Raw genomic sequence first — 19,521 nt, forward strand, 5'->3', positions numbered from 1 at the left:
AATAGCTATTTTCTATTAAAATATAAAGGATATTGTTAAAAATTTAAGGTTGGATGTGATAAAGCATGCAAAGCTCAATTCAACAATCTGTTATAAAGCAATACCTGCGTTCCCGGGAACAGCATCAGCAGGAGAATTATCTTCATCCGCCTTTTGAATATGAGCGGCAGCTGCTTGAAGCCATTCGGCTGGGCAAAGAAGCGCATGCCAAAGAAGTGCTGGAGCGCATCAATGCTTTAAAGGGGGCAAGGTTGGCCCAAGATCCGGTCCGTTCACGCAAGAACTCATTGATTGCTGCCTGTACTTTGTTTACCCGGGCTGTAATTGAGGGCGGGGTACATCCAGAGACAGCATTCCAGTTGAGTGACGCATACATTCTTGAAATTGAAAAGCTGAGCAGCTTACCTGCCCTGCAGCAGATGGAGTATGATATGCTCCATCATTTCACGGAGACAGTGCGCGGGAAGCAGGAGGTCCACGGCTACAGTCTCCCTGTCCGCTCAGCCGCCGCATATGTACATGAGAATATTCTGCAGAGACTTTCCCTTGATGAGGCTGCACAGCAGGCCCATGTGCATCCTGGTTATCTCTCAAGCAGATTTAAGCAGGAGACCGGCTTAAGCTTTACGGACTTTGTCAACCAAAAGCGGATTGAAGAGTCAAAGTATTTTTTACTGCATACGAGCTACAGTATTTCTGACATTGCGCTGCTGTTCCAGTTTTGTAACCAAAGCTATTTCACAGCATTATTTAAGAAATACACCGGCCTGACACCGCGCGAATTCCGCCAGCGGGAGCAGCCATAGAATGCCGCAACGGGGGAGTGCACTTAGCTTTTCCTGTGGCGGCAAATGTTATAGCAGAAATTATCACGAAATTCGACAAATCTCTATCTGGCGCAGGTATGTATGCGAGAGCCAAATCATTTTTTAAGTAAATTAATTCTTTTTATCTCGATATAAAGATAAATCGCATTCATTTCTTCTAATATCAGAATATAAAGTGTATATAAAACTTTCAAAAAATAATGTTGAAAGCCTTTCCAAAACATCGTAGAATGATTTTGAAATCAATTTCAATTTTGTGGGATGATTTACCAAAACAGGAAGGGGAGTCAGTTTTTGTCGACTATAGATGATGTTGCTAAGCTGGCCGGTTTGTCCAAGTCAACTGTGTCGCGGGTCATCAATAGCTATCCGCACGTGTCCGAAGCAAAACGCCAACGCGTCCTGGCGGCGATGCAGCAGTTAGCCTATGTGCCCAATTCGGCAGCACAAAGTCTGAGAAGACAGCGCACCGGCCTTATCGCCGTGTTTGTGCCCCGGCTGATGAACCCCTTTTTCAGTCAGCTCCTACAGTCAATGGAACTTGCAGCATCCGAGCGGGATTATCAGCTCATCGTGTGCCAAACCATGTATTCGCAGGAAAAGGAACTGAAGTATGCAGAACTGCTCAGACGCAAGCAAGTGGATGGGATTGTCATGACTTCTATTCAGAATGAATGGCAAGCGATTGCTCCATATGTTCGATATGGGCCTATTGTCCTCTGCAATGAGTTTGATGATGCTGCGGAAGTGCCGATGATTCGTCTTAACCAGGAGTATGGAGGCTACATAGCCGGCAAGCATTTGCTTGCCATGGGACATACGAGAATTGCCTGCTGCTCGGGAGGAACAAGAAGTCAGGTTGCATTTCATCGGGAACAAGGATTGCGAAAGGCGCTGCAGGAGCATTCATTATTTCTTCCAGACACATATATTTTTCGCGATGCGTACTCGATTGAGGATGGAATCCGTGTCTTTGCGCAGATTAAGGACATGAAAATCCGGCCGACTGCTGTTTTCTCTGGGGGAGATGAAGTAGCTGCGGGGATTATTGCCGGGGCAAAGCAGCATGGTTGCCGTGTTCCAGAGGATTTGGCGGTCATTGGCTTTGATGACCAGAAGATTACGGTTCTTATGGAGCCCAACATCTCAACAGTCCGGCAGCCAATTGGTCTGATGGCACAGCAAACGATTGCACTCATGGCTGAGAAGATTGAGTCCCGCCAGTATACTCAGCGGGAAGTATACGAGTATCCGCTCGAGTTGATTGTCAGGGAGTCAACATGTGTAAGCGTGTTGCCCACAAAAGAAAAATGAAAACGATACCAACTACACTGGAGGTCATGATTATGAAGCTTATCAAGAAAATCGCTCCATTCGCGCTTGCAGCTCCGCTTGTATTGACAGGCTGCGGCGGCAACAATGATACGAAGAAGGATGAAGGCACGGCAAACAAGGACACTGCCAAGAGCGGCACCGTGAAGCTGATTTATGCACGCGGTAAAGACACCACCAACGCGACAAAGAAAATCGTGGAAGAGTTCAACAAAAAGCATCCGAATATCCAGGTTGAATTCCGCGAAATGCCATCTGACTCCGGCAAGCAGCACGATGCATACGTAACTGCATTGAATGCCCAGTCCTCTGAAATTGATGTAATGGATCTTGACGTAGTATGGCCGGCAGAATTTGCACAAGCAGGTTATGTACTGCCGCTTGATAACTTCATTCAAAAAGACAATGTTGACATGGCCAAGTACAACAAAGGTGCTGTGGCGGCAGCAAGCTTCAACGGCAAGCAGTGGGCCATGCCGAAGTTCATTGACGCCGGTATGCTGTACTACCGCAAAGACCTTGTCCCTGACGGCAAGGTGCCAAAAACTTGGGATGAGCTGATTGCCACAGCAAAGGCCACAAAGGGGCAAGGCGGCACAAAGTTTGGCTACCTGATGCAGGCGAAGCAGTACGAAGGTCTTGTATGTAACGCAGTAGAGTTTATCGCTGCTTATGGCGGCAAGGTTATTGATGAAAACGGCAACGTGGCTGTTAACAGCCCGGAAGCCATCAAGGGCATTAAGAAGCTTGTGGAGGTTGCCAAGTCTGATTTCGTGCCTGACAACAATAACACATTTACGGAAATCGAATCCCATACAGCCTTCCTGGAAGGTCAAGGCGTGATGATCCGCAACTGGCCTTACATGTGGAGCATGGTGCAGGATCAGGCGCAATCGAAGGTTGTTGACAAGGTTGGCGTAGCTCCGCTGCCGGCGGGCGACAAGGGCTCTGCAGCGACATTGGGCGGCTGGATGTCCGCCATCAACAAATACTCCAAGCATAAGCAGGAAGCATGGGAGTTTGTGAAGTTCATGAACGGTGCGGAAGGCCAGAAGATTTCTGCGATTGAAGGCGGTTTGGCTCCAACTCTTACAGACTTGTTCAACGACCAGGACATTCTAAAGAAGAACCCGTTCTTTAAAGAGCAGGGCTTTGTCAATGCATTGAGTGCAGCTGTTCCGCGTCCTGTTACACCAATCTATCCGAAGGTATCCGAAATCATGCAGATCAACCTGTCCAAAGCGATTGCGGGCCAAATGACTGCAGAGCAGGCAGCTGCTGAAATGGAGAAGCAACTGAAGGATGCATTAAAGAAATAAGGCAAAAACTTTAGTCTTTCTCGGGAGAGCCTTCTCCTGAGAAAGACTAATCCTTTATGTCATAAAGGAGGACATCGCAGTGGCAAAAAAAGAGCAATCCTATTCAAGCGAGAAGAAAGCGGAGAGAAGGCTTGGCTATCTCCTTGTGACGCCCGCCCTGATTCTCATCCTGGCTATCGCTGTATGGCCGGTGCTGCAATCATTTTATTTCAGCTTGTTTGATTATAAGCTGACTGATCCTGCAAAATCATCCATTCAAACAAAGGCACAGCTGGATCTGGAGCGCTATGCCAATAACTATCCATTCCTGATGAAATCGCTGCAGACAGAAACCGATTCTGCCAAAGATGCGGATGTAAAGAGCAAGCTCACCCAAATCATAGAGGATTTGCGGAAGGCCGATGCAGGCATTCAGAAGAATCATAAGGAACAGTACGATAAAGTCAGTGAAATGGTGCTGAACTATGAAAATCCGACTGACAAACAGAAGTTTGCCCAAATTTCCGCTGATGAAGCGAACCAGTATGACAAAGTGTTTTCAGATGCTGCCAAGCAGCTGAACCAATATAAGAATGGCAAGGTGCTGCAGGACGGCGACAAAGTGGCGGGCTTGGCTTCCTCCTTGGATGAGTCCATTGTGAAGCCGAACTTGATTGGATTGGGGCACTACAAGACTTTGCTGTCCAGTGACCGGATGTGGCACGCCTTAAGAAATACAGGTATTTTTACCATTATCTCAGTTATTGTGGAAACAGTGCTGGGTCTGGCAATTGCTCTTCTTATCAATAAGGCATTCTTTGGCCGTGGTCTTGTGCGTGCGACAATCTTGATTCCTTGGGCCATTCCGACAGCCGTATCAGCACTGATGTGGAAGTTTTTATACGATGGACAGAATGGAATCGTTGCCAAGTATTTTGCTGATCTCGGCATTATTCATAAGATGAGTGATTTGTTGACAACAGGAAATGGCGCGATGTTTGCCGTGGTTTTTGCGGACGTTTGGAAGACAACACCGTATATGGCGCTTCTACTGCTGGCCGGCCTGCAAACCATCCCTGATTCCCTCTATGAAGCTGCATCCATGGATGGCGCAACAAAGACAAGGCAATTCTTTACCATCACGCTGCCGCTCTTGAAATCCAGTCTTCTCGTAGCGCTGCTGTTCCGTACCTTGGATGCATTCCGCGTGTTTGACTTGATCTATGTACTGACAGGCGGAGGCCCGGCGAACTCGACAGAAACCATCTCCATGATGGCCTACAACCTCATGTTCTCGCAGTCCAACTTCGGGGAAGGCTCTGCCATCGCAGTGATCGTCTTTATCTGTGTGGCCATTATCTCCATCATCTACATCAAATTCCTTGGTGCGGATTTGATTTCTGACGGTTCGAAAAAGTAAGGAGTGTGACACCGTGCAAAAGAAGGCAGGTCCTTTATTTTATATTTTTCTGTTAGCCTTTGTATTTCTTGTCATGTTCCCGTTCCTCTGGATTTTGCTGGCATCTGTCAAGCCGGCGACAGAGCTGTTTGGGGAGACGGCGTTCAATTGGTTTGCGAAAAACCCAACAACGGCGAGCTACGTATCAGTCTTTACGAATTATCCGTTTGGCCGCTATTTGTGGAATAGTACAGTTGTTGCATTCATTACGACCGTGTATTCCGTGTTTGTGGCAGCCTTTGCCGCTTATGCGATCGCGCGCTTGGATTTCCGCGGCAAATCTGTCATTCTCGGCATTGTGCTGGCGGTATCCATGTTCCCGCAGGTCGCGACGATTTCGCCAATTTATATCTTTTTGAAAAATATCGGTTTGACAAACAGCTACCTTGGCTTGATCATTCCGTATACAACATTTGCTTTGCCGTCCTCCATCTGGCTGCTTGTTACCTTCTTCCGCAAAATCCCGCTGGACTTGGAGGAGGCGGCGAAGATGGACGGTGCGACTGCGCTGCAGACATACTTCAAAGTGATTCTGCCGTTGGCATTGCCAGGCTTGTTTACAACGGCAATTCTGACATTCATTGCGGCGTGGAACGAATTCTTCTTCGCGCTTGTTTTGAATACAGAAGACAAATATAAGACAGTCCCAGTCGGAATTGGGATGTTCCAAGGTCAGTATACAATTCCTTGGGGCGAGATTTCCGCAGCAACTGTAATTGTAACCGTACCGCTTGTTGTAATGGTACTGCTGTTCCAAAGACGCATTGTATCCGGTTTGACATCCGGTTCTGTGAAGGAGTAGAAAGACGACATGATGTCGTCTTTTTTTTATTTGCAGGGCAGTTAAGGGATATACATTCATTTGTGGAAACATCTGCACCTGATTCCAGTACAATTACTATTCTTATATTAACATATTAAATTATAATATAGTTATTATTGCTTTCTGTACAACAATGATAGGTACGAAAGTGCCACATATTCGGAGGTAGCCATGCGCAGAAATGCAGCTCAAATTATTGCCGCAATGGAGGAAAGAAAACAGCAGGAGAAGTTTGTCGCCAAGCTTGTTGAGGATTTTTCATTCTCCTCGCTGGAGCAAATTGCGGATACGGTGAGCCGGGCCTTCCAGGTGCCGTTATGCCTGATTTCTTTTCGGCAGGGACAAAAGCAATGTATACAAGCCTCTGCCGGCGTGCCCAAAGAGATACGGGAAGTAGCGCTTGACTTTGCTCCCTGCAAGTTTGTATATGCTGCCGAGGCCGCACAGGTAATGCTGCAGCCGCAGCAGCAAATGGGTGAAGAGTACAAAAGTGTAATCAGCGCGCTGGGGGTTCAGTTTTATGCCGGGGTTCCGTTGCGTTTGCAAAATGCGGTGATCGGAACCCTCTGTATTATGGATACAAAGCCGAGGACGTTTACCCGGCAGGAGCAAGAGATGCTAAGCAGCTTCGGCGGCTGGGTCGAAAGCGAGCTGGACCTCAGGGCCAATATGGAGCTGCAGCGGGTGACAAAGGACGAATTGTATGAGCTGACAGCAAAGTATGAGCATGTGATTCAGCATGTGCAGGAGGTTATTTTTCAGATTGATCAGGAGGGGAACTGGACCTTTCTGAATCCGTCCTGGACAGCACTTACCGGCTTTCTTCCTGAGGAGTCGCTGGAGAAATCCTTCGTGGCATTTGTACATCCGGATTACCACGAGGAAGTAACGCTTGATTTTCGAAGTGTGCTGCAGGGGGAAATTGATATGTACCACAAGGAGATAAAGGGCTTGCATAAGAATGGGGATACCATTTGGGTGAAGGTGAGCTCTCAGCGGTTCCGCAATGCCAAGGGTGAAATGATTGGGATTGCCGGTACCCTTACGGATATTTCTGAACGCAGGCGCATTGAGCAGATCAAGCAGGAGGAGCTGGATTTGGCCAGACGTGTACAGCAGGTTGTCCTCTCTGATCCAATCAGAAATGAGAAGGTTCAGGTGGAGGCACTGTACATGGCTTCGGAGCAGCTGTCCGGCGATATGTATTTCTGGTGCAGAATCGATGAGCACAGGTACGGCATTATGGTGCTCGACGTCATGGGTCACGGAGTGCCCGCTGCTCTTATCAGTATGTCCATCCGTTCCCTGCTGCGGGGCATGGTCAAGCGCTTGGCGGAACCGATACAGGTCATGGAAGAATTGAACCGTCAGCTCAACGTGCTGTATCCAAGCGAAGATGCGCATTTCATGTCTTATGCAACAGGTATATATGTGCTTGTAGACACGAAGCAGCAAAGAATTGAATATGTGAATGCCGGACATCCGGCCGGCTATCTTCTGCGTGAGACAGGGGAACTGGTACCTATGACGAAGGGCTGCATGCCGCTTGGTATTATGCCTGACTTGCCGGCGGAAAAGGGGACTATTTCCTACAGCGGTGAAGCAAAGCTGCTGTTATATACGGATGGATTGCTGGAGCTCATCAGCCCGGAGGCCGGAGCCAAGCTGAATAAAGAGGATGTCCTGGATTGGGTCAGCAGGAGCCCGGAAGAGCAGGAGGAGCTTGTGGCGCAAAAGCGGATCAAGCAGCATGCCTATGATGATATTTGCATCATCACGGCTGTTCTCTCCGGCACGGGCTTACGGAAGGCGGAATGGAGGAAAGAAGATGGAGTGGATTGAATGGAATGGCCCGCCTACGGTCCATACCATTGATTTCATGGAAGGGCTGTGCCGGAGAATACTGGAGGAAGTCAGCTTTTCGCATACAGACCGCCTTTTGTTTGCCGTTCATGAGGGTCTCATCAACGCGGTCGAAGCCACTAAGGTGGCCTACGGTCAAACGCTGGCGCACCCTATTTCTATACGGATTGCCGCAAACGGCGGGTTGGCAGAAATTCAAATCTCGGACTCAGCGGGCGGCATTTCGGCCCAGTCTTTGCAGAAGCTGGAGACAGGAGGCTTGGGTGATGCCCTGCTGGAGGAAAGCGGCCGCGGGCTGCTTCTTATCAAACACCTGGCAGATGAGGTGTTTTACCAGGTGGAAGGCGACATGACAACTTTAATTATCAGAAAGCGGGGGAACTAGATATGAACAAGGAGATGTACGGAAAAGAAGCGGAATTGAAGGTGGAATCCCACTACGATTATGTGAAGGTTTCACTGAACGGAGCACTTGTATACGGCAAAACAAACGAGGTGAAGGAGCAGTTGGCGGACATCGCCCAGCCGGACAAGGAGTATATCTTAGACCTGTCCTGGCTGCAGTCCATTGACAGCGTTGGGTTTGGCGTCATTATCAATTTTGCCAAAAAGGCAGGCAGCAAAAATATTGCGGTGATCGTCAAGGACGCGCTGATCCGCGAGCTCTTTTCCATTTCCAAGCTGCACCTGCTGTTCCCGGTTGAACATACGCTTGAGGGTGCAGTAAAGGCATTGCAGGAGAAGAAACAGACAAAGCTGCAGCTGGAAGAATACTGATCACATACAGCTGCTTTTGGAGAGAGGAGAAGAACATGCGGTTTTCCATTCGGACAAAGCTACTATCCGGATTTTTGGCCTTGGCGCTTTTAGTAGGTGTAACAGGCGGGGTTTCCTATGCTTATATACAAAAGCTTGAGAGCTCCTATGGAGACATGATTAATCGTGTGAATGTCATCCTGATGAACTTAAAGGACATTCAATATAATGCTGCTCAGCAGGTGAGTTTTCTGCGCGGATATTTGCTGGATCCTGTTAAGTTCAAAGAGAACGCGGACAAGGTCCGCAACAGTAATAAAGAGGTTGCCCGGCTGATCGATGAAACGCTCCCAAAGGTCCATGTGGCCGAGGTGCGCAGCAGTTTGGAGCAACTGAAGAAATATAATGAACAATTTGCCAAAGAGGCAGAGGAAGCTGTCTTGATTGCCGGGACAAACCTGCCCGAAGCAGTCAAGAATGCCAATGAGCAAGTCATCCCTTTTGGAATTGACATGCGGACGTTGGCTGAACAGACAGATAAGAAGCAATACGATGTGATGAAGGAAGCCATGCAGAAGAATGAAACCATGATCCGGACAGCTGTAACAGAAATTCTGCTTGTTACAATGGCAGCTTTGGCCTTGGCGGTTGTTGTCGCTCTTATTATTTCCCGCATGATTGTCAGACCGCTTCGGGCATTGACAAGCAGTGCACAAGCAGTGGCAGCCGGGGATTTGACAGCTGACGAGGTAAGACTGGCAAATACAGACGAGCTGGGTGTGCTTGCCCGTGCCTTCAATGAAATGAAGCAGAGTCTGCATACGCTGATTGCAGAGGTAAATCAAAGTGCCGTACAGCTAAGCGGAGTGACTGGCCATATTTCTCTCTCCATGCAGGAAACGGAGCTGGCAGCCCAGCAAGTGGCATCCGCTGTCGTAACTGTATCTGAGGGAGCAGAGAAGCAGTCCAGCCATTCCTCCTCCATTTTGGATATGGTGAACAGCTCGCTGGACCAACTGACAGTCGGCCTGGAAAAAGCAGAATTGACGAAGCAAAATGCTGCCGTGTCGAGCAGAATGGCCCGTGAAGGCAGCGTTGCCATTCAGGAAGCCATCCGCAATCTTGGAAATGTAACGAGAACAGTGGATTTTGCAACAGATGCCATACAAAAGCTGGGGAGACGTTCAGAGGAAATTGGCGGCATCATTACGACAATTACAGGCATCTCCAACCAGACAAACCTGCTGGCTCTGAATGCGGCCATTGAAGCAGCCCGGGCCGGGGAGAACGGCCGTGGCTTTGCCATTGTTGCAGAAGAGGTACGCAAGCTGGCCGAGCAATCGAAGGAAGCGGCAGACCTGATTACGGGGCTGATCAGCGATATCCAGGCAGAAACATCAGTGACAGTACGGACGATGGAAAGCAACTCTGAAGCGGTTAATTTACAGGTGGGCGTGCTGGAGAGAGGCGGGCAGGCACTGGAGGAAATTGTGGCCGTGGTGGAGCGCACCGAGGGAGAAACACGCGAGGTGGAGCAAATCCTGCTGCAAACCAGCCAGACTTCCACCGCAGTGCGCCAGTCAGTGGAAGAGATTGCTTCTGTAATAGAAGAAGCTGCAGCGGTGGCAGAAGAAGTGGCGGCTTCTGCCGAGGAGCAGTCTGCAACGATTCAAGGCATCACGGAAAACTCTGTCCAGCTTTCTCATATGGCTGAGCGCCTTCAGGAGCGTGTACGCCGATTTAAAATTTAAGTGAACAAGAAAGAGATAGCCTGGAATGCTGCTGCGTTCCGGGCTATCTCTTTCTGTATGAGGGGCCACAGGGGTTTGCGCTAAGACAGCTTGTCACGGATGCTTCGCTGGCGGAATTGGAAAGAATATGGGGAGGGGCTGTGGACGATCAGCGCTTTCGGCCCAACCTTCTGCTGGCGCTGCGAAACAAAGTGCCTTTCGTAGAAGATAACAGCTTTGGCATGCGCATACAGCTTGGCAAAGAGGCGGTGCTGGAGCTGAAACGCTATTGTGGGCGCTGTCTGATTGTCATGGTGGACCCGAATTCCGGAACAAGGCTGTTTTGCTTGCTTCGTGGTAGACAAGAAGAACAAAGCAGGAGAAAATGGAGCAGTACATACAACATCATAAGTAAAGGAGCAAAGGAGCATGACATCATTACAACAGCGAATCATGAAGGAACTGCATGTGCAGCCGCAAATCGATCCGAAGCAGGAAATCCGCAAGCGGGTGGATTTTCTCAAGGAATATGTGCAAAAAGCGAAGGCAAAGGGGCTTGTGCTCGGCGTCAGCCTGGGCCAGGACTCTACGCTGGCGAGCAAGCTGGCCCAAATGGCAGTTACGGAGCTGCGCGGGGAAGGCTATGAAGCCAATTTTGTGGCGGTGCGTTTGCCGTACGGTGTACAAAAGGACGCTGAGGATGAGAAGGCTGTCGTCGAATTTGTGCAGCCGGACCGCCTCATCCATTTCGATATTGCAGGAGCGGTGGACGCATTCTCTTTACAATACCAAGAAGCGGCCGGCGGGCAGCTGAGCGACTTCAATAAAGGAAACGTCAAAGCAAGAGCCCGCATGATTGCCCAGTATGCTGTCGGCGGCCAGGAAGGCCTGCTCGTGATTGGTACGGACCATGCAGCTGAAGCAGTAACAGGGTTCTTTACAAAGTATGGAGACGGCGGGGCGGACCTGCTGCCCTTGACTGGCTTGACGAAGCGCCAGGGAAAAAGCCTGCTGAAGGAGCTGAACTGTCCGGAGCAGCTGTACCTGAAGGCACCGACAGCCGACCTGCTGGACAATAAGCCGCTGCAGGCAGATGAGACAGAGCTTGGCATCACGTACGATGAACTTGATGACTATCTCGAAGGCAAGGCTGTCTCCGAGGAAGTGGCAGCAAAGGTTGAAAAGCGGTACCTCATGTCGGAGCATAAGCGGCAGCTGCCGGCCACTATGTTCGATGCATGGTGGAAGGAATAAGACAGGGACTTGGTGCAAAGCGCCAAGTCTTTTTCTTATGCAGCGGGGCACACATATTCACCTGGGACAACAGCCACAATATGCAGGAGCAGTATGACGAGGAGGAAGAAAGATGGAAGAGGATAAGCTGATGCCGATGACGTCCATTGCCAGCGGCGTGTCACAGGAGCTGGCCCCGGATGTATCATATCTCTGTACGCAGATCGTGAATCTTTGCTTCTATGGAAGTCCGGCTGAAGCAAGCGAGTATGTGATCATTGACACCGGTATGCCGAAGTCATTTGAGAAAATCATGGAAGAAGCGAAAAGCAGGTTTGGTGACGGGAGCAGACCGAAGGCGGTCATTCTCACCCACGGCCACTTTGACCATGTGGGCGCGGTCGAGGAGACTGTGGCGGCGTATGGTGTGCCTGTCTACGCCCATGAGCTGGAGCTGCCGTATTTGACCGGACAGCAGTCCTATCCGCCGGCTTCGCCGGAGGTGGGCGGCATGGTGGCGCAACTGTCCCCGGCCTTCCCGCGTGATCCGATTCAGCTGGGAGAGAACGTACGGCCGCTCCCGGCAGACGGAAGTGTGCCGGATATGCCGGGCTGGCGCTGGATTCATACTCCGGGCCATAGCCCTGGGCACGTCTCCCTATTCCGGGACGCGGACAAGCTGCTGATTGCCGGTGATGCGTTTGTTACTGTAAAGCAGGAGTCGCTGTATAAGGTTGTCACACAAAAGCAGGAAATCAGCGGTCCGCCTAAGTATTTCACCCCGGATTGGGATGCTGCCCGCACCTCTGTGGAGAAGCTGGCGGCACTGAAGCCGGCCGCGGCCATCACCGGGCACGGATTCCCGATGTCCGGTGAAGAGTTAACAGAAAGCTTGGCGAGGCTGGTGCGTGATTTTGATACCATCGCTGTGCCGGAACAAGGCCGGTATGTTAACGAATAGAACAAAAAAGGATGTTCCCGAAAAGTTTTTAAACTTTTGGGACATCCTTTTTTCTTTAAGCAAAACTTAAGGAACGTTTTACATAATGAGTACTGTAAGGAGTACGTGAGAAACACAGCGAGTAAAAAGTAAATAGCAGAGGAGGAGACATGATGAAGGAGAAAAAGGACAAGAAGGAAAAGAAGCGGCGCAAAGGCTGGAAGCTGCTGCTCCTGCTGCCGGTGCTGGCAATCATTCTTTTCGGTGGCGCACGGGCACTTCATCTGGGCGGCTATCCCCAGGTGCAGCAGGTACAGAACTTCTTTGGCCAGTATGATGCAAAGCAGGCACTGCAATCCGCTTGGCAGCAAGGCAAGAATACGGCACAAGCAGCCTTTGGGCAGCACAGCAATCAACAAAATGGCACTGGCAAGCAAAGCAACACGCAACAGGTTTTCGGAGGACAGAATACGCAACAGCAAAGCAATCAACAGGCTGCTGTTCAGAATCCGCAAAACCAGCAGACCTTTGCCGCAAATCAACAAGGCGGCCAACAGGCGCTGAACCAGCAGTTCGGCAAGCATGAACGCGGGTCGCGCCGGGCTGGCATGATGAAGCAAGGAAAAGATGGCTTTCAGCGGGATGGCTTCCATGGCGGCAAGATGGGTCATGGCAAGCACGGCGGCTTCGCACAATACCTGCTGGCAGCAGGAGCTCTCATTCTTGGCTGGTTCCTGCGCCGCGGAGCAGGTGAAACAGCTTGGAAGAAATGGACAGGATGGGCGCTGATGGCAATTGGCCTTGGCATGCTGCTTTCCGCAGCAGTAGTGCCTGTGATCATGATTGCGGCTGTCGGGTATTGGCTGTATACAAGAAGAAAAGCGCCTTCTCAGGATTGGGTGGAAGCACCTGCTCTGCAGGAGATGTATGCGGAAACAAGCAATGCAGCCAAGCTGGACGAATGGGAGCGAAACATTCGGAAGGAGGAGAAATAAATGGGAGTGTTCAAGCGTATCAAGACAATCCTTTTGGCGGATGTACATGAGACGTTGGATAAAATGGAGCAGCCATTGGGCTTGCTGAATCAGTATGTGCGGGATATGGAAGGCGAGCTGGATAAGGCGAAGCATGCTTTGGCACAGCAGCTGTATTTGGAGAAGCGCCATGAGCAGCTTGTGCAGGAGACGGAAGCGGCAGTGGCCAAGCGGACGCGCCAAGCTGAGCTGGCGGTGTCACGCGGTGAAGATGATATCGCAAGACTGGCGCTGCAGGAAAAGCTGCTGCGGGAAGCAAAGCTGGACGCATACAAGGAGCAGCACGCAGCAGTAAAGCAGCAAACAGCTGCCCTGTACGAGCAAATTGACCAGCTGCGCGACAAGTATACAGAGCTGCGGCATAAGAAGCTCGTGCTGGAATCCAGAGCACATGCTGCCAAGCTGGCGCAGCAGACACAAGCTGTCCTCCAATCCTTCCAGGCAACCGGCTTTACAAAAGAATTTGCCCGCGCGGAAGAATATGTGCAGAAATTGGAGGCGCAAGCGGCAGCCCAGGCTTATTTCCGGGGGCAGGCCCCTGTTGTGAATGTGGAACTGGAGAGCGCTGTACAGCGTGAGCTGCAGCTGCTGAAGAAGCAGCTGGAACCACAGGCGCAGCCGGAAAAAGAACCGCAGCCAACCGCATAAGAATACAGAAAGGCCCCTGCTGTGGCAGGGGCTTTTGCTGCATTAATTCACTACAAGCCTGTACAGCTGAACAGCGAAATGAATGCTGAACCCAAAGAGGCACATACCGGCGGCAAAGGTAATGCCGCGGATGAATTTCTCGTTCATCAGCCGCTTGGAAAAATGGACAGTCAGCACAATATTTAAGTTCCATAGGAACAGCCCGAGAATGACGGCGAAACTGCAAACGAGTGAAAACATCCAGGAGCTGGCGGCCAGCGTCTGCAGCGAGCTGCCGTATATGCCAAACCAGAACAGCAAACTGAGCGGGTTTGCCACAGCAATAATCAGCCCTGTCACAAAGGAACTGCGCGAATGGCCGCTGTTCCCTCCGGAAAGCAAAGCAAGCCGGCTGCTGAAGGCGCCCTTCATGCTGTCATAGGCCAAGTACCCGAGCATGAGAGAGCCGGCCGCGTACATGACAATTTGCACGATGGTCAGCTGCATAAAGCCGGCAAAGCCGAAGTAGATGGCCAGCAGCAGCAAAATATCACCTGTTAATCCGCCCAGCCCGACGAGCCAGGAGGAAAGAAATCCTTCTGTCAAACCGCGTTTCATCACTTCCACATTCATGGGGCCGATGGGGGCAGCCAGGCTCAGCCCCAGAACGATAAATTGCAAAAATGTAAGAGCTCCTTCCATGACAGGTACCTCCAAATGACTTGTCTTCCTTGTACTATATGACCATACTAGTTTCATGCATTCATGCTTTTTTATGCAGGTTTTTCCAATAAAAAGAAGCCTGCGGGCAGCAGGCTGTCTTATAGCTTGAAACGGATATGGATGACATCGGCATTTTTCAGCGTTTCATAGAGAATGACAAGAGCCGGGCCGGCAAACAAGCCGACAAAGCCAAGGAGCTTAAAACCGATATACAGGCTGACAAGAGCGGCCAACGGTGAAATCCCCATATGCTGGGAGTAGATTTTCGGTTCAACCGTCCGGCGCACGACTGTAATCACAACGAACATCACCAGCAGGCCGATGCCCAGCGTCTGATTATCACGGAGCAGCGCCACGATGGCCCATGGAACAAGGACGGAGCCAGTGCCGAGAATCGGTAAAATGTCCACAAGCACAATCAACAGGGATAATAGGGCAATATAAGGAACGCCGAGGAACCACAACCCTGCAGCAGCCATCAGAAATGTCAGGGCGCTCAGGATCACCTGCGCCTTCAGAAAGCCAACGCCGGCACTGGTCAGCTGTGAGGTGACCAGCTGCACCTTGCGGCTTGTGGACGGAGTCAAGTACGACTGGGCTTTTTCCTTCAGACGCGGAAGCTCCAGGCTGATCAGAAACAGAGCCACCATATAAATCAGGAATTCCAGCATGAAGCCCGGCACGACTGTGACCACGCCAAACACCTTTTGGATTAAGCCTTGGGCTAAGCTGTCCAAGGAATTGATGCTGCGCTCCAGCGCCCGTTCTGCTGAAAGCAGCACTTCTCCCGGGAGCGTCTCTGCATACCGCTTCCCTTCATCAATGAGGGGAATCAGGGTAGAGTGATAGAACTCCTGGGCAAATGCCGGCGTTTTTTGTGCGAGAATGACCATCTGTTTAAAAATGGTGTTAATTAAAAACGAAGCAGCAGCTGCCAAGGAAGCTATGTATAGAAGGAAAATGACAAGCACGGCATACAGCCGCCGCCATTTCCAATATCTTTGTATGGCGGAAACGGCGCCATCCAGCAGCAGAGCAGTCAAGCCGGCAAAAATAATTGGTAAACTATATGGAATCAGCAAGATGCCAATCAGCACAAGCAAGGCAACCAACAGCCATTTCTTCCACATGTCGGATGTCCCCCTCCCTCAGTCGCGGTAAAATGTGTGCCGAATGCTCTGACACCATTTTGTCAAATACGCTTTCTTTTCTATTCGAAGTCAAGTCTCTTATAATGAAGGTATCGTACATCATGGGCAAAAACAAGGAGGAACCTGTGTTAACTCAAGAAAATTTATTGCAAGAAGCAGCAGCCTTTATTCACACCTGCTATCAGGAGTTGGGGAGGCCGCAGGAGATTGACAGCAGAATGCGGGAAATTCAAAAGATGATTGAGGAAACCGGAACCTACGAGCATACCTTTGAGGAGCTGGCGCATGGGGCCAAAATGGCCTGGCGCAACAGCAACCGCTGCATCGGCCGGCTCTTTTGGAATATGCTGACGGTCTGGGATGAGCGGCAATGCCAAACAGAGGAGGAAGTATATGCGGCGCTCCTCCGCCATATTCGATACGCGACAAACGATGGGAAAATCAGGCCGGCCATCACTGTTTTCCGTGCCGAAAGAGAGGAGAAGGAGATTCGCCTTTGGAACCATCAGCTCATCCGCTACGCCGGCTACGAAACCGAGCATGGCATTCTGGGCGATCCGGCCTCTGTTCCTTTCACAAAGGTTTGCCAGGGGCTGGGATGGCAGGGAGAAGGGACATCATTTGATATTCTGCCGCTTGTCATCGGCATGGACGGCCGGCCGCCCAAATGGTTTGAGGTGCCCAGGGAGCTTGTGCTGGAGGTGCCGCTCATCCATCCGGATTTGGATTGGTTTCAGGATTTGGGGCTCCGCTGGTATGCTGTGCCGATGATTGCGGATATGAAGCTCGAAATTGGCGGACTCATATACACAGCGGCCCCCTTTAACGGCTGGTACATGGGCACGGAAATCGGCGCCCGCAACCTGGCAGACCCGGAGCGGTACAACCTGCTGCCGAAAATCGCGGAGTTCATGGGGCTGGATACAAAGCGGAACTCCTCTCTATGGAAGGACCGGGCCTTGGTGGAGCTGAATGCGGCTGTGTTGTATTCCTTCAAAGAGGCGGGTGCCAGCATCGTGGACCATCATACAGCAGCCCAGCAATTTAAGCTGTTTGAGGAGCAGGAAGCAGCCGCAGAACGCCCTGTGACGGGGGAATGGTCTTGGCTCATTCCGCCGATGTCGCCGGCAGCCACGCACATGTTCCATAAAAATTATGAGAACAAGTATGTTGCGCCAAACTATTTGTATCAGGATCGGCCGTATTGATATGGTAAACTGTTGGGAGATGAAATAGGAAAGAGGGTTACCGTCATTGCTCATCCCCATTCTTGTATCCGGTCTGATTCTTGGATTGCTTATACGCTTTGCCTTAAAGTTTTTGAACGACAGCTACGGTTTTTCCAATGACATGGACAATCGGCCGGCAGCTCTGTTGAAGGCATGCCGCCATTGCAATAGGCGCATTGCCAGGGAATATCAAAAAAATCTATGCCCTCACTGCGGCAAGCCGCTGGAGTGAGAGCTGCGAAAGAGGTGCAGATATGCAGCTGCAGACCATCTATGAACAAGTTGGCGGAGCGGAAACTATCCGCCGTATTGTCGAAACCTTCTACCCGAAGGTATACAGCAACGAAAAGCTGCGCCCGCTGTTTCATGGCGACATGGAGGAAATCATGCGGAAGCAATATATGTTTTTGACACAGCTTACAGGGGGGGAGCCGCTGTATTCACAGGAATTTGGCCCGCCGAATATGCGGATGCGCCATCTGCCATTTGAGATTACGCCGGAGCGTGCCCAGGAGTGGCTTCGTTTGATGAAGGAAGTTTTCGATGAAATGGGGCTGAGCGAAACGGAAGCGGGGCAGGCATTGTTTGCCCGGCTGACGCAAATTGCGCCCATTATGGTCAATACCATGCTGCAGACAAACTAAGGAGGCAAGGCGCATGGAACAGCATAGGTTCACAATCAGCAGACCAGATGATATTCAGCTTTCTGTGCAGCGGTGGAGCGGCACGGAACAGCCGTGGGCAATCGTCCAAATTGCCCATGGCATGGCTGAGCATGTCAGCAGATACGATGCATTTGCCCATTTCCTCGTCAGTAAGGGTGTTGCGGTATATGGAAATGACCATCGCGGGCATGGCAGGACTGCAGCGGCAGCCGGAGATATCGGCTATTTTGCGGATGAAGCCGGCTTTGAGAAGGTTGTGGAGGATATGCATGCGGTGACAGAGCGGATTCAGCAGGAGAATCCGGGTATTCCGATCGTGCTGTTTGGGCACAGCATGGGTTCCTTCCTGGCCCGCCGCTATGTGCAGCTGTATGGAAAAGAGGTACGGGGGCTTATTCTATCGGGAACAGGCGACAACCCGCCTTTTCTCCTGAAGCTTGGAAAGCTGATTGCCGGCATGGAGAAGCGAATTCGGGGCAGCCGTGCCCGGAGCCACGTGCTGAATGAGATATCATTTGGCCAATTCAACCGGTCATTTAAGCCGAACCGCACGCCGTTCGACTGGCTGAGCAGTGACAGTGAAGCAGTGGACGCTTATATACAGGACCCGCTGTGCGGCGGTATTTTCACCGCCGGCTTCTTCTACGACTTATTCACAGGCTCAGAAGCCATCATGGATAAGCGGGGCATCGCCAGTGTGCCCAAGCAGCTTCCCGTTTTCTTTGTATCAGGCAGTCTGGACCCTGTCGGACAGCAAACAAAGGGTGTGCTGCACGCCTATCAGGCTTTCGTGGAAGCGGGCTTGCAGGACGTATCCTGCAAGCTGTATCCGGAGGGGCGGCACGAAATGCTGCATGAGGTGAACCGGGAGGAAGTGCATGAAGATATTTGGCAATGGCTCCGGGCCAAATTGTAAATCCGCTCGGGAAGGAGCTTTCCATGGATACAATTACACATACTCTGTTCGGTCTCGGGCTGTACGGGACTGTTCGCAAGGATGAGATGACAAAGCAGGAGAGACGGGCTTGCTTGCTGACAACTGTGGGGGCAAGCCAAATTCCTGATATTGATGTTGTATCCCAGCTATGGGATACAGAAGGGCTGTATCAAATGTGGCATCGCGGCATCACGCATTCTCTCTTCTTGATGCCGCTGTGGGCATTGCTGTTCTACGGGCTGGGCGTATTGCTGTTTGGGGTGCGGGACCGCCGCTTATATTGGCTGGCCTTGCTTGCTGTATGGATCCACAGCACCAGCGACCTGTTCAACGCCTGGGGCACCGGCTATTTTGAACCATTTTCCAAGATGAGGGTCACATTCGGCACCATCCCCATTGTCGATTTTGTGTTTTGGTTTATTTTGTTGACGGCATATCTCATGGCGAGAACGCACAGGCAGCAGGCGCCTGTTATATACCGCTGGGCCTTCGCGGCCATGGCTCTGCATGTGCTGCTGCAAAGCGCGCAAGGGTATGTGCTGTATCAGCAGTATGCCGGCAAGTACGACCAGGTTGCCCTGTCTGCCAGCTTTCTGCCGTGGCATTATTCGGTCATCGGCAAGAAGGGGGAAAGAGTGGATATTATAGATGACAGTTTATTGAGCGAAGCGAAGCTGCAAACCACTCTCGCTTCCAAGGAGGAAGCCAATTTAACGGCGCTGTTTCGAGCCGTGCCGGCAGCAAAAACCCTGTATCAATGGGCGCCATTTGTTGTGGTCGTGGATGACAACAAGCGGATTGGTGTGTATGATCCACGCTTTTATCGGAACGGCCAGTCCTTTTTGTTTGAGTATATGCAAAAGCATGGGGAAGTGCAAAGGTGAGGAGAACCAG

The 19,521-nt window shown here is 51.0% G+C and carries 19 protein-coding genes and 1 pseudogene; 18 read left to right on the forward strand and 2 right to left on the reverse strand.

Translation table 11 applies throughout. From position 1 onward, the window contains the following. The first annotated feature begins 65 nt into the window (after positions 1 to 65). The 14 genes and pseudogenes from NK662_RS13050 (at position 66) to NK662_RS13110 (ending at position 13,943) form a co-directional block, all read left to right on the forward strand. Positions 66 to 806 (forward strand): helix-turn-helix transcriptional regulator, encoded by a 741-nt coding sequence (locus NK662_RS13050; RefSeq protein ID WP_254759378.1) that lies wholly within the window; start codon positions 66 to 68, stop codon positions 804 to 806. A 315-nt stretch (positions 807 to 1,121) separates the two neighbouring features. Then, entirely contained in the window at positions 1,122 to 2,141 is a 1,020-nt protein-coding gene (locus tag NK662_RS13055; RefSeq protein WP_254759379.1) for a LacI family DNA-binding transcriptional regulator, read from the forward strand. Between the two features lie 26 nt (positions 2,142 to 2,167). Beyond that, complete coding sequence (locus tag NK662_RS13060) at positions 2,168 to 3,478, forward strand: ABC transporter substrate-binding protein (protein WP_438503619.1); 1,311 nt, start codon at positions 2,168 to 2,170, stop codon at positions 3,476 to 3,478. Positions 3,479 to 3,557: 79 nt separating this feature from the next. Continuing rightward, positions 3,558 to 4,877, forward strand: a complete 1,320-nt coding sequence (locus NK662_RS13065; RefSeq protein ID WP_254759381.1) for a carbohydrate ABC transporter permease — start codon at positions 3,558 to 3,560, stop codon at positions 4,875 to 4,877. Positions 4,878 to 4,890: 13 nt separating this feature from the next. After that, positions 4,891 to 5,718: a carbohydrate ABC transporter permease gene (locus NK662_RS13070; protein WP_254759382.1), complete on the forward strand. Its 828-nt coding sequence runs from the start codon at positions 4,891 to 4,893 to the stop codon at positions 5,716 to 5,718. Positions 5,719 to 5,910: 192 nt separating this feature from the next. Then, a complete protein-coding gene (locus NK662_RS13075; protein ID WP_254759383.1) occupies positions 5,911 to 7,581 on the forward strand; it encodes a SpoIIE family protein phosphatase in 1,671 nt (556 codons plus the stop codon). Then, positions 7,568 to 7,987, forward strand: coding sequence for an ATP-binding protein (locus NK662_RS13080; RefSeq protein ID WP_254759384.1), 420 nt, complete (start codon positions 7,568 to 7,570; stop codon positions 7,985 to 7,987). Before NK662_RS13075 ends, NK662_RS13080 begins: the two co-directional genes overlap by 14 nt. A gap of 2 nt (positions 7,988 to 7,989) precedes the next feature. After that, entirely contained in the window at positions 7,990 to 8,379 is a 390-nt protein-coding gene (locus NK662_RS13085; protein ID WP_254759385.1) for an STAS domain-containing protein, read from the forward strand. 35 nt (positions 8,380 to 8,414) lie between these two features. Then, a complete protein-coding gene (locus NK662_RS13090; protein WP_254759386.1) occupies positions 8,415 to 10,109 on the forward strand; it encodes a methyl-accepting chemotaxis protein in 1,695 nt (564 codons plus the stop codon). A gap of 53 nt (positions 10,110 to 10,162) precedes the next feature. Beyond that, positions 10,163 to 10,444, forward strand: a pseudogene (locus tag NK662_RS24340) (MOSC domain-containing protein); the annotation flags it as partial. Between the two features lie 73 nt (positions 10,445 to 10,517). Next, positions 10,518 to 11,342 (forward strand): NAD(+) synthase, encoded by an 825-nt coding sequence (gene nadE, locus NK662_RS13095; protein WP_254759387.1) that lies wholly within the window; start codon positions 10,518 to 10,520, stop codon positions 11,340 to 11,342. A 112-nt stretch (positions 11,343 to 11,454) separates the two neighbouring features. Beyond that, positions 11,455 to 12,282 (forward strand): MBL fold metallo-hydrolase, encoded by an 828-nt coding sequence (locus NK662_RS13100; RefSeq protein ID WP_254759388.1) that lies wholly within the window; start codon positions 11,455 to 11,457, stop codon positions 12,280 to 12,282. Between the two features lie 152 nt (positions 12,283 to 12,434). Next, the gene (locus NK662_RS13105) at positions 12,435 to 13,256 is read left to right on the forward strand and encodes a hypothetical protein (RefSeq protein WP_254759389.1); all 822 of its coding nucleotides are present in this window, start codon (positions 12,435 to 12,437) and stop codon (positions 13,254 to 13,256) included. Further along, positions 13,257 to 13,943, forward strand: coding sequence for a PspA/IM30 family protein (locus NK662_RS13110; RefSeq protein WP_254759390.1), 687 nt, complete (start codon positions 13,257 to 13,259; stop codon positions 13,941 to 13,943). Between the two features lie 42 nt (positions 13,944 to 13,985). Here the strand turns inward: NK662_RS13110 and NK662_RS13115 are convergent, their stop codons facing one another. Both NK662_RS13115 and ytvI read right to left on the reverse strand, forming a co-directional pair. Beyond that, positions 13,986 to 14,624, reverse strand: a complete 639-nt coding sequence (locus NK662_RS13115) for a LysE family translocator (RefSeq protein ID WP_254759391.1) — start codon at positions 14,622 to 14,624, stop codon at positions 13,986 to 13,988. A gap of 119 nt (positions 14,625 to 14,743) precedes the next feature. Next, entirely contained in the window at positions 14,744 to 15,775 is a 1,032-nt protein-coding gene (gene ytvI / locus NK662_RS13120) for a sporulation integral membrane protein YtvI (protein ID WP_254759392.1), read from the reverse strand. A 104-nt stretch (positions 15,776 to 15,879) separates the two neighbouring features. On the opposite strand from ytvI, the gene NK662_RS13125 reads away from it, so the two are divergent. The 4 genes from NK662_RS13125 to NK662_RS13140 all read left to right on the forward strand — a co-directional run bounded on the left by NK662_RS13125 (position 15,880) and on the right by NK662_RS13140 (position 19,511). After that, complete coding sequence (locus tag NK662_RS13125; protein ID WP_438503618.1) at positions 15,880 to 17,004, forward strand: nitric oxide synthase oxygenase; 1,125 nt, start codon at positions 15,880 to 15,882, stop codon at positions 17,002 to 17,004. A gap of 275 nt (positions 17,005 to 17,279) precedes the next feature. Further along, positions 17,280 to 17,669, forward strand: a complete 390-nt coding sequence (locus NK662_RS13130) for a globin domain-containing protein (protein WP_254759394.1) — start codon at positions 17,280 to 17,282, stop codon at positions 17,667 to 17,669. Positions 17,670 to 17,682: 13 nt separating this feature from the next. Next, on the forward strand, positions 17,683 to 18,606 hold the full coding sequence (locus NK662_RS13135) for an alpha/beta hydrolase (RefSeq protein ID WP_254759395.1): 924 nt from the start codon (positions 17,683 to 17,685) through the stop codon (positions 18,604 to 18,606). Positions 18,607 to 18,629: 23 nt separating this feature from the next. Further along, the gene (locus NK662_RS13140; protein ID WP_254759396.1) at positions 18,630 to 19,511 is read left to right on the forward strand and encodes a metal-dependent hydrolase; all 882 of its coding nucleotides are present in this window, start codon (positions 18,630 to 18,632) and stop codon (positions 19,509 to 19,511) included. Positions 19,512 to 19,521: the final 10 nt, after the last annotated feature.

Origin of the sequence: Ectobacillus ponti, assembly GCF_024294785.1 — a bacterium.
In the GTDB taxonomy this organism is placed as follows: Bacteria; Bacillota; Bacilli; order Bacillales; family Bacillaceae_G; genus Ectobacillus; species Ectobacillus ponti.

Bases quoted from the DNA above. Each gene is read 5' to 3' on its own strand.
- NK662_RS13050 (WP_254759378.1), top strand. From the start codon at position 66: ATGCAAAGCTCAATTCAACAATCTGTTATAAAGCAATACCTGCGTTCC.
- NK662_RS13060 (WP_438503619.1), top strand. From the start codon at position 2,168: ATGATTATGAAGCTTATCAAGAAAATCGCTCCATTCGCGCTTGCAGCT.
- NK662_RS13075 (WP_254759383.1), top strand. From the start codon at position 5,911: ATGCGCAGAAATGCAGCTCAAATTATTGCCGCAATGGAGGAAAGAAAA.
- NK662_RS13080 (WP_254759384.1), top strand. From the start codon at position 7,568: ATGGAGTGGATTGAATGGAATGGCCCGCCTACGGTCCATACCATTGAT.
- NK662_RS13085 (WP_254759385.1), top strand. From the start codon at position 7,990: ATGAACAAGGAGATGTACGGAAAAGAAGCGGAATTGAAGGTGGAATCC.
- NK662_RS13090 (WP_254759386.1), top strand. From the start codon at position 8,415: ATGCGGTTTTCCATTCGGACAAAGCTACTATCCGGATTTTTGGCCTTG.
- nadE (WP_254759387.1), top strand. From the start codon at position 10,518: ATGACATCATTACAACAGCGAATCATGAAGGAACTGCATGTGCAGCCG.
- NK662_RS13100 (WP_254759388.1), top strand. From the start codon at position 11,455: ATGGAAGAGGATAAGCTGATGCCGATGACGTCCATTGCCAGCGGCGTG.
- NK662_RS13105 (WP_254759389.1), top strand. From the start codon at position 12,435: ATGAAGGAGAAAAAGGACAAGAAGGAAAAGAAGCGGCGCAAAGGCTGG.
- NK662_RS13110 (WP_254759390.1), top strand. From the start codon at position 13,257: ATGGGAGTGTTCAAGCGTATCAAGACAATCCTTTTGGCGGATGTACAT.
- NK662_RS13115 (WP_254759391.1), bottom strand. From the start codon at position 14,624: ATGGAAGGAGCTCTTACATTTTTGCAATTTATCGTTCTGGGGCTGAGC.
- ytvI (WP_254759392.1), bottom strand. From the start codon at position 15,775: ATGTGGAAGAAATGGCTGTTGGTTGCCTTGCTTGTGCTGATTGGCATC.
- NK662_RS13125 (WP_438503618.1), top strand. From the start codon at position 15,880: ATGAAGGTATCGTACATCATGGGCAAAAACAAGGAGGAACCTGTGTTA.
- NK662_RS13130 (WP_254759394.1), top strand. From the start codon at position 17,280: ATGCAGCTGCAGACCATCTATGAACAAGTTGGCGGAGCGGAAACTATC.
- NK662_RS13135 (WP_254759395.1), top strand. From the start codon at position 17,683: ATGGAACAGCATAGGTTCACAATCAGCAGACCAGATGATATTCAGCTT.
- NK662_RS13140 (WP_254759396.1), top strand. From the start codon at position 18,630: ATGGATACAATTACACATACTCTGTTCGGTCTCGGGCTGTACGGGACT.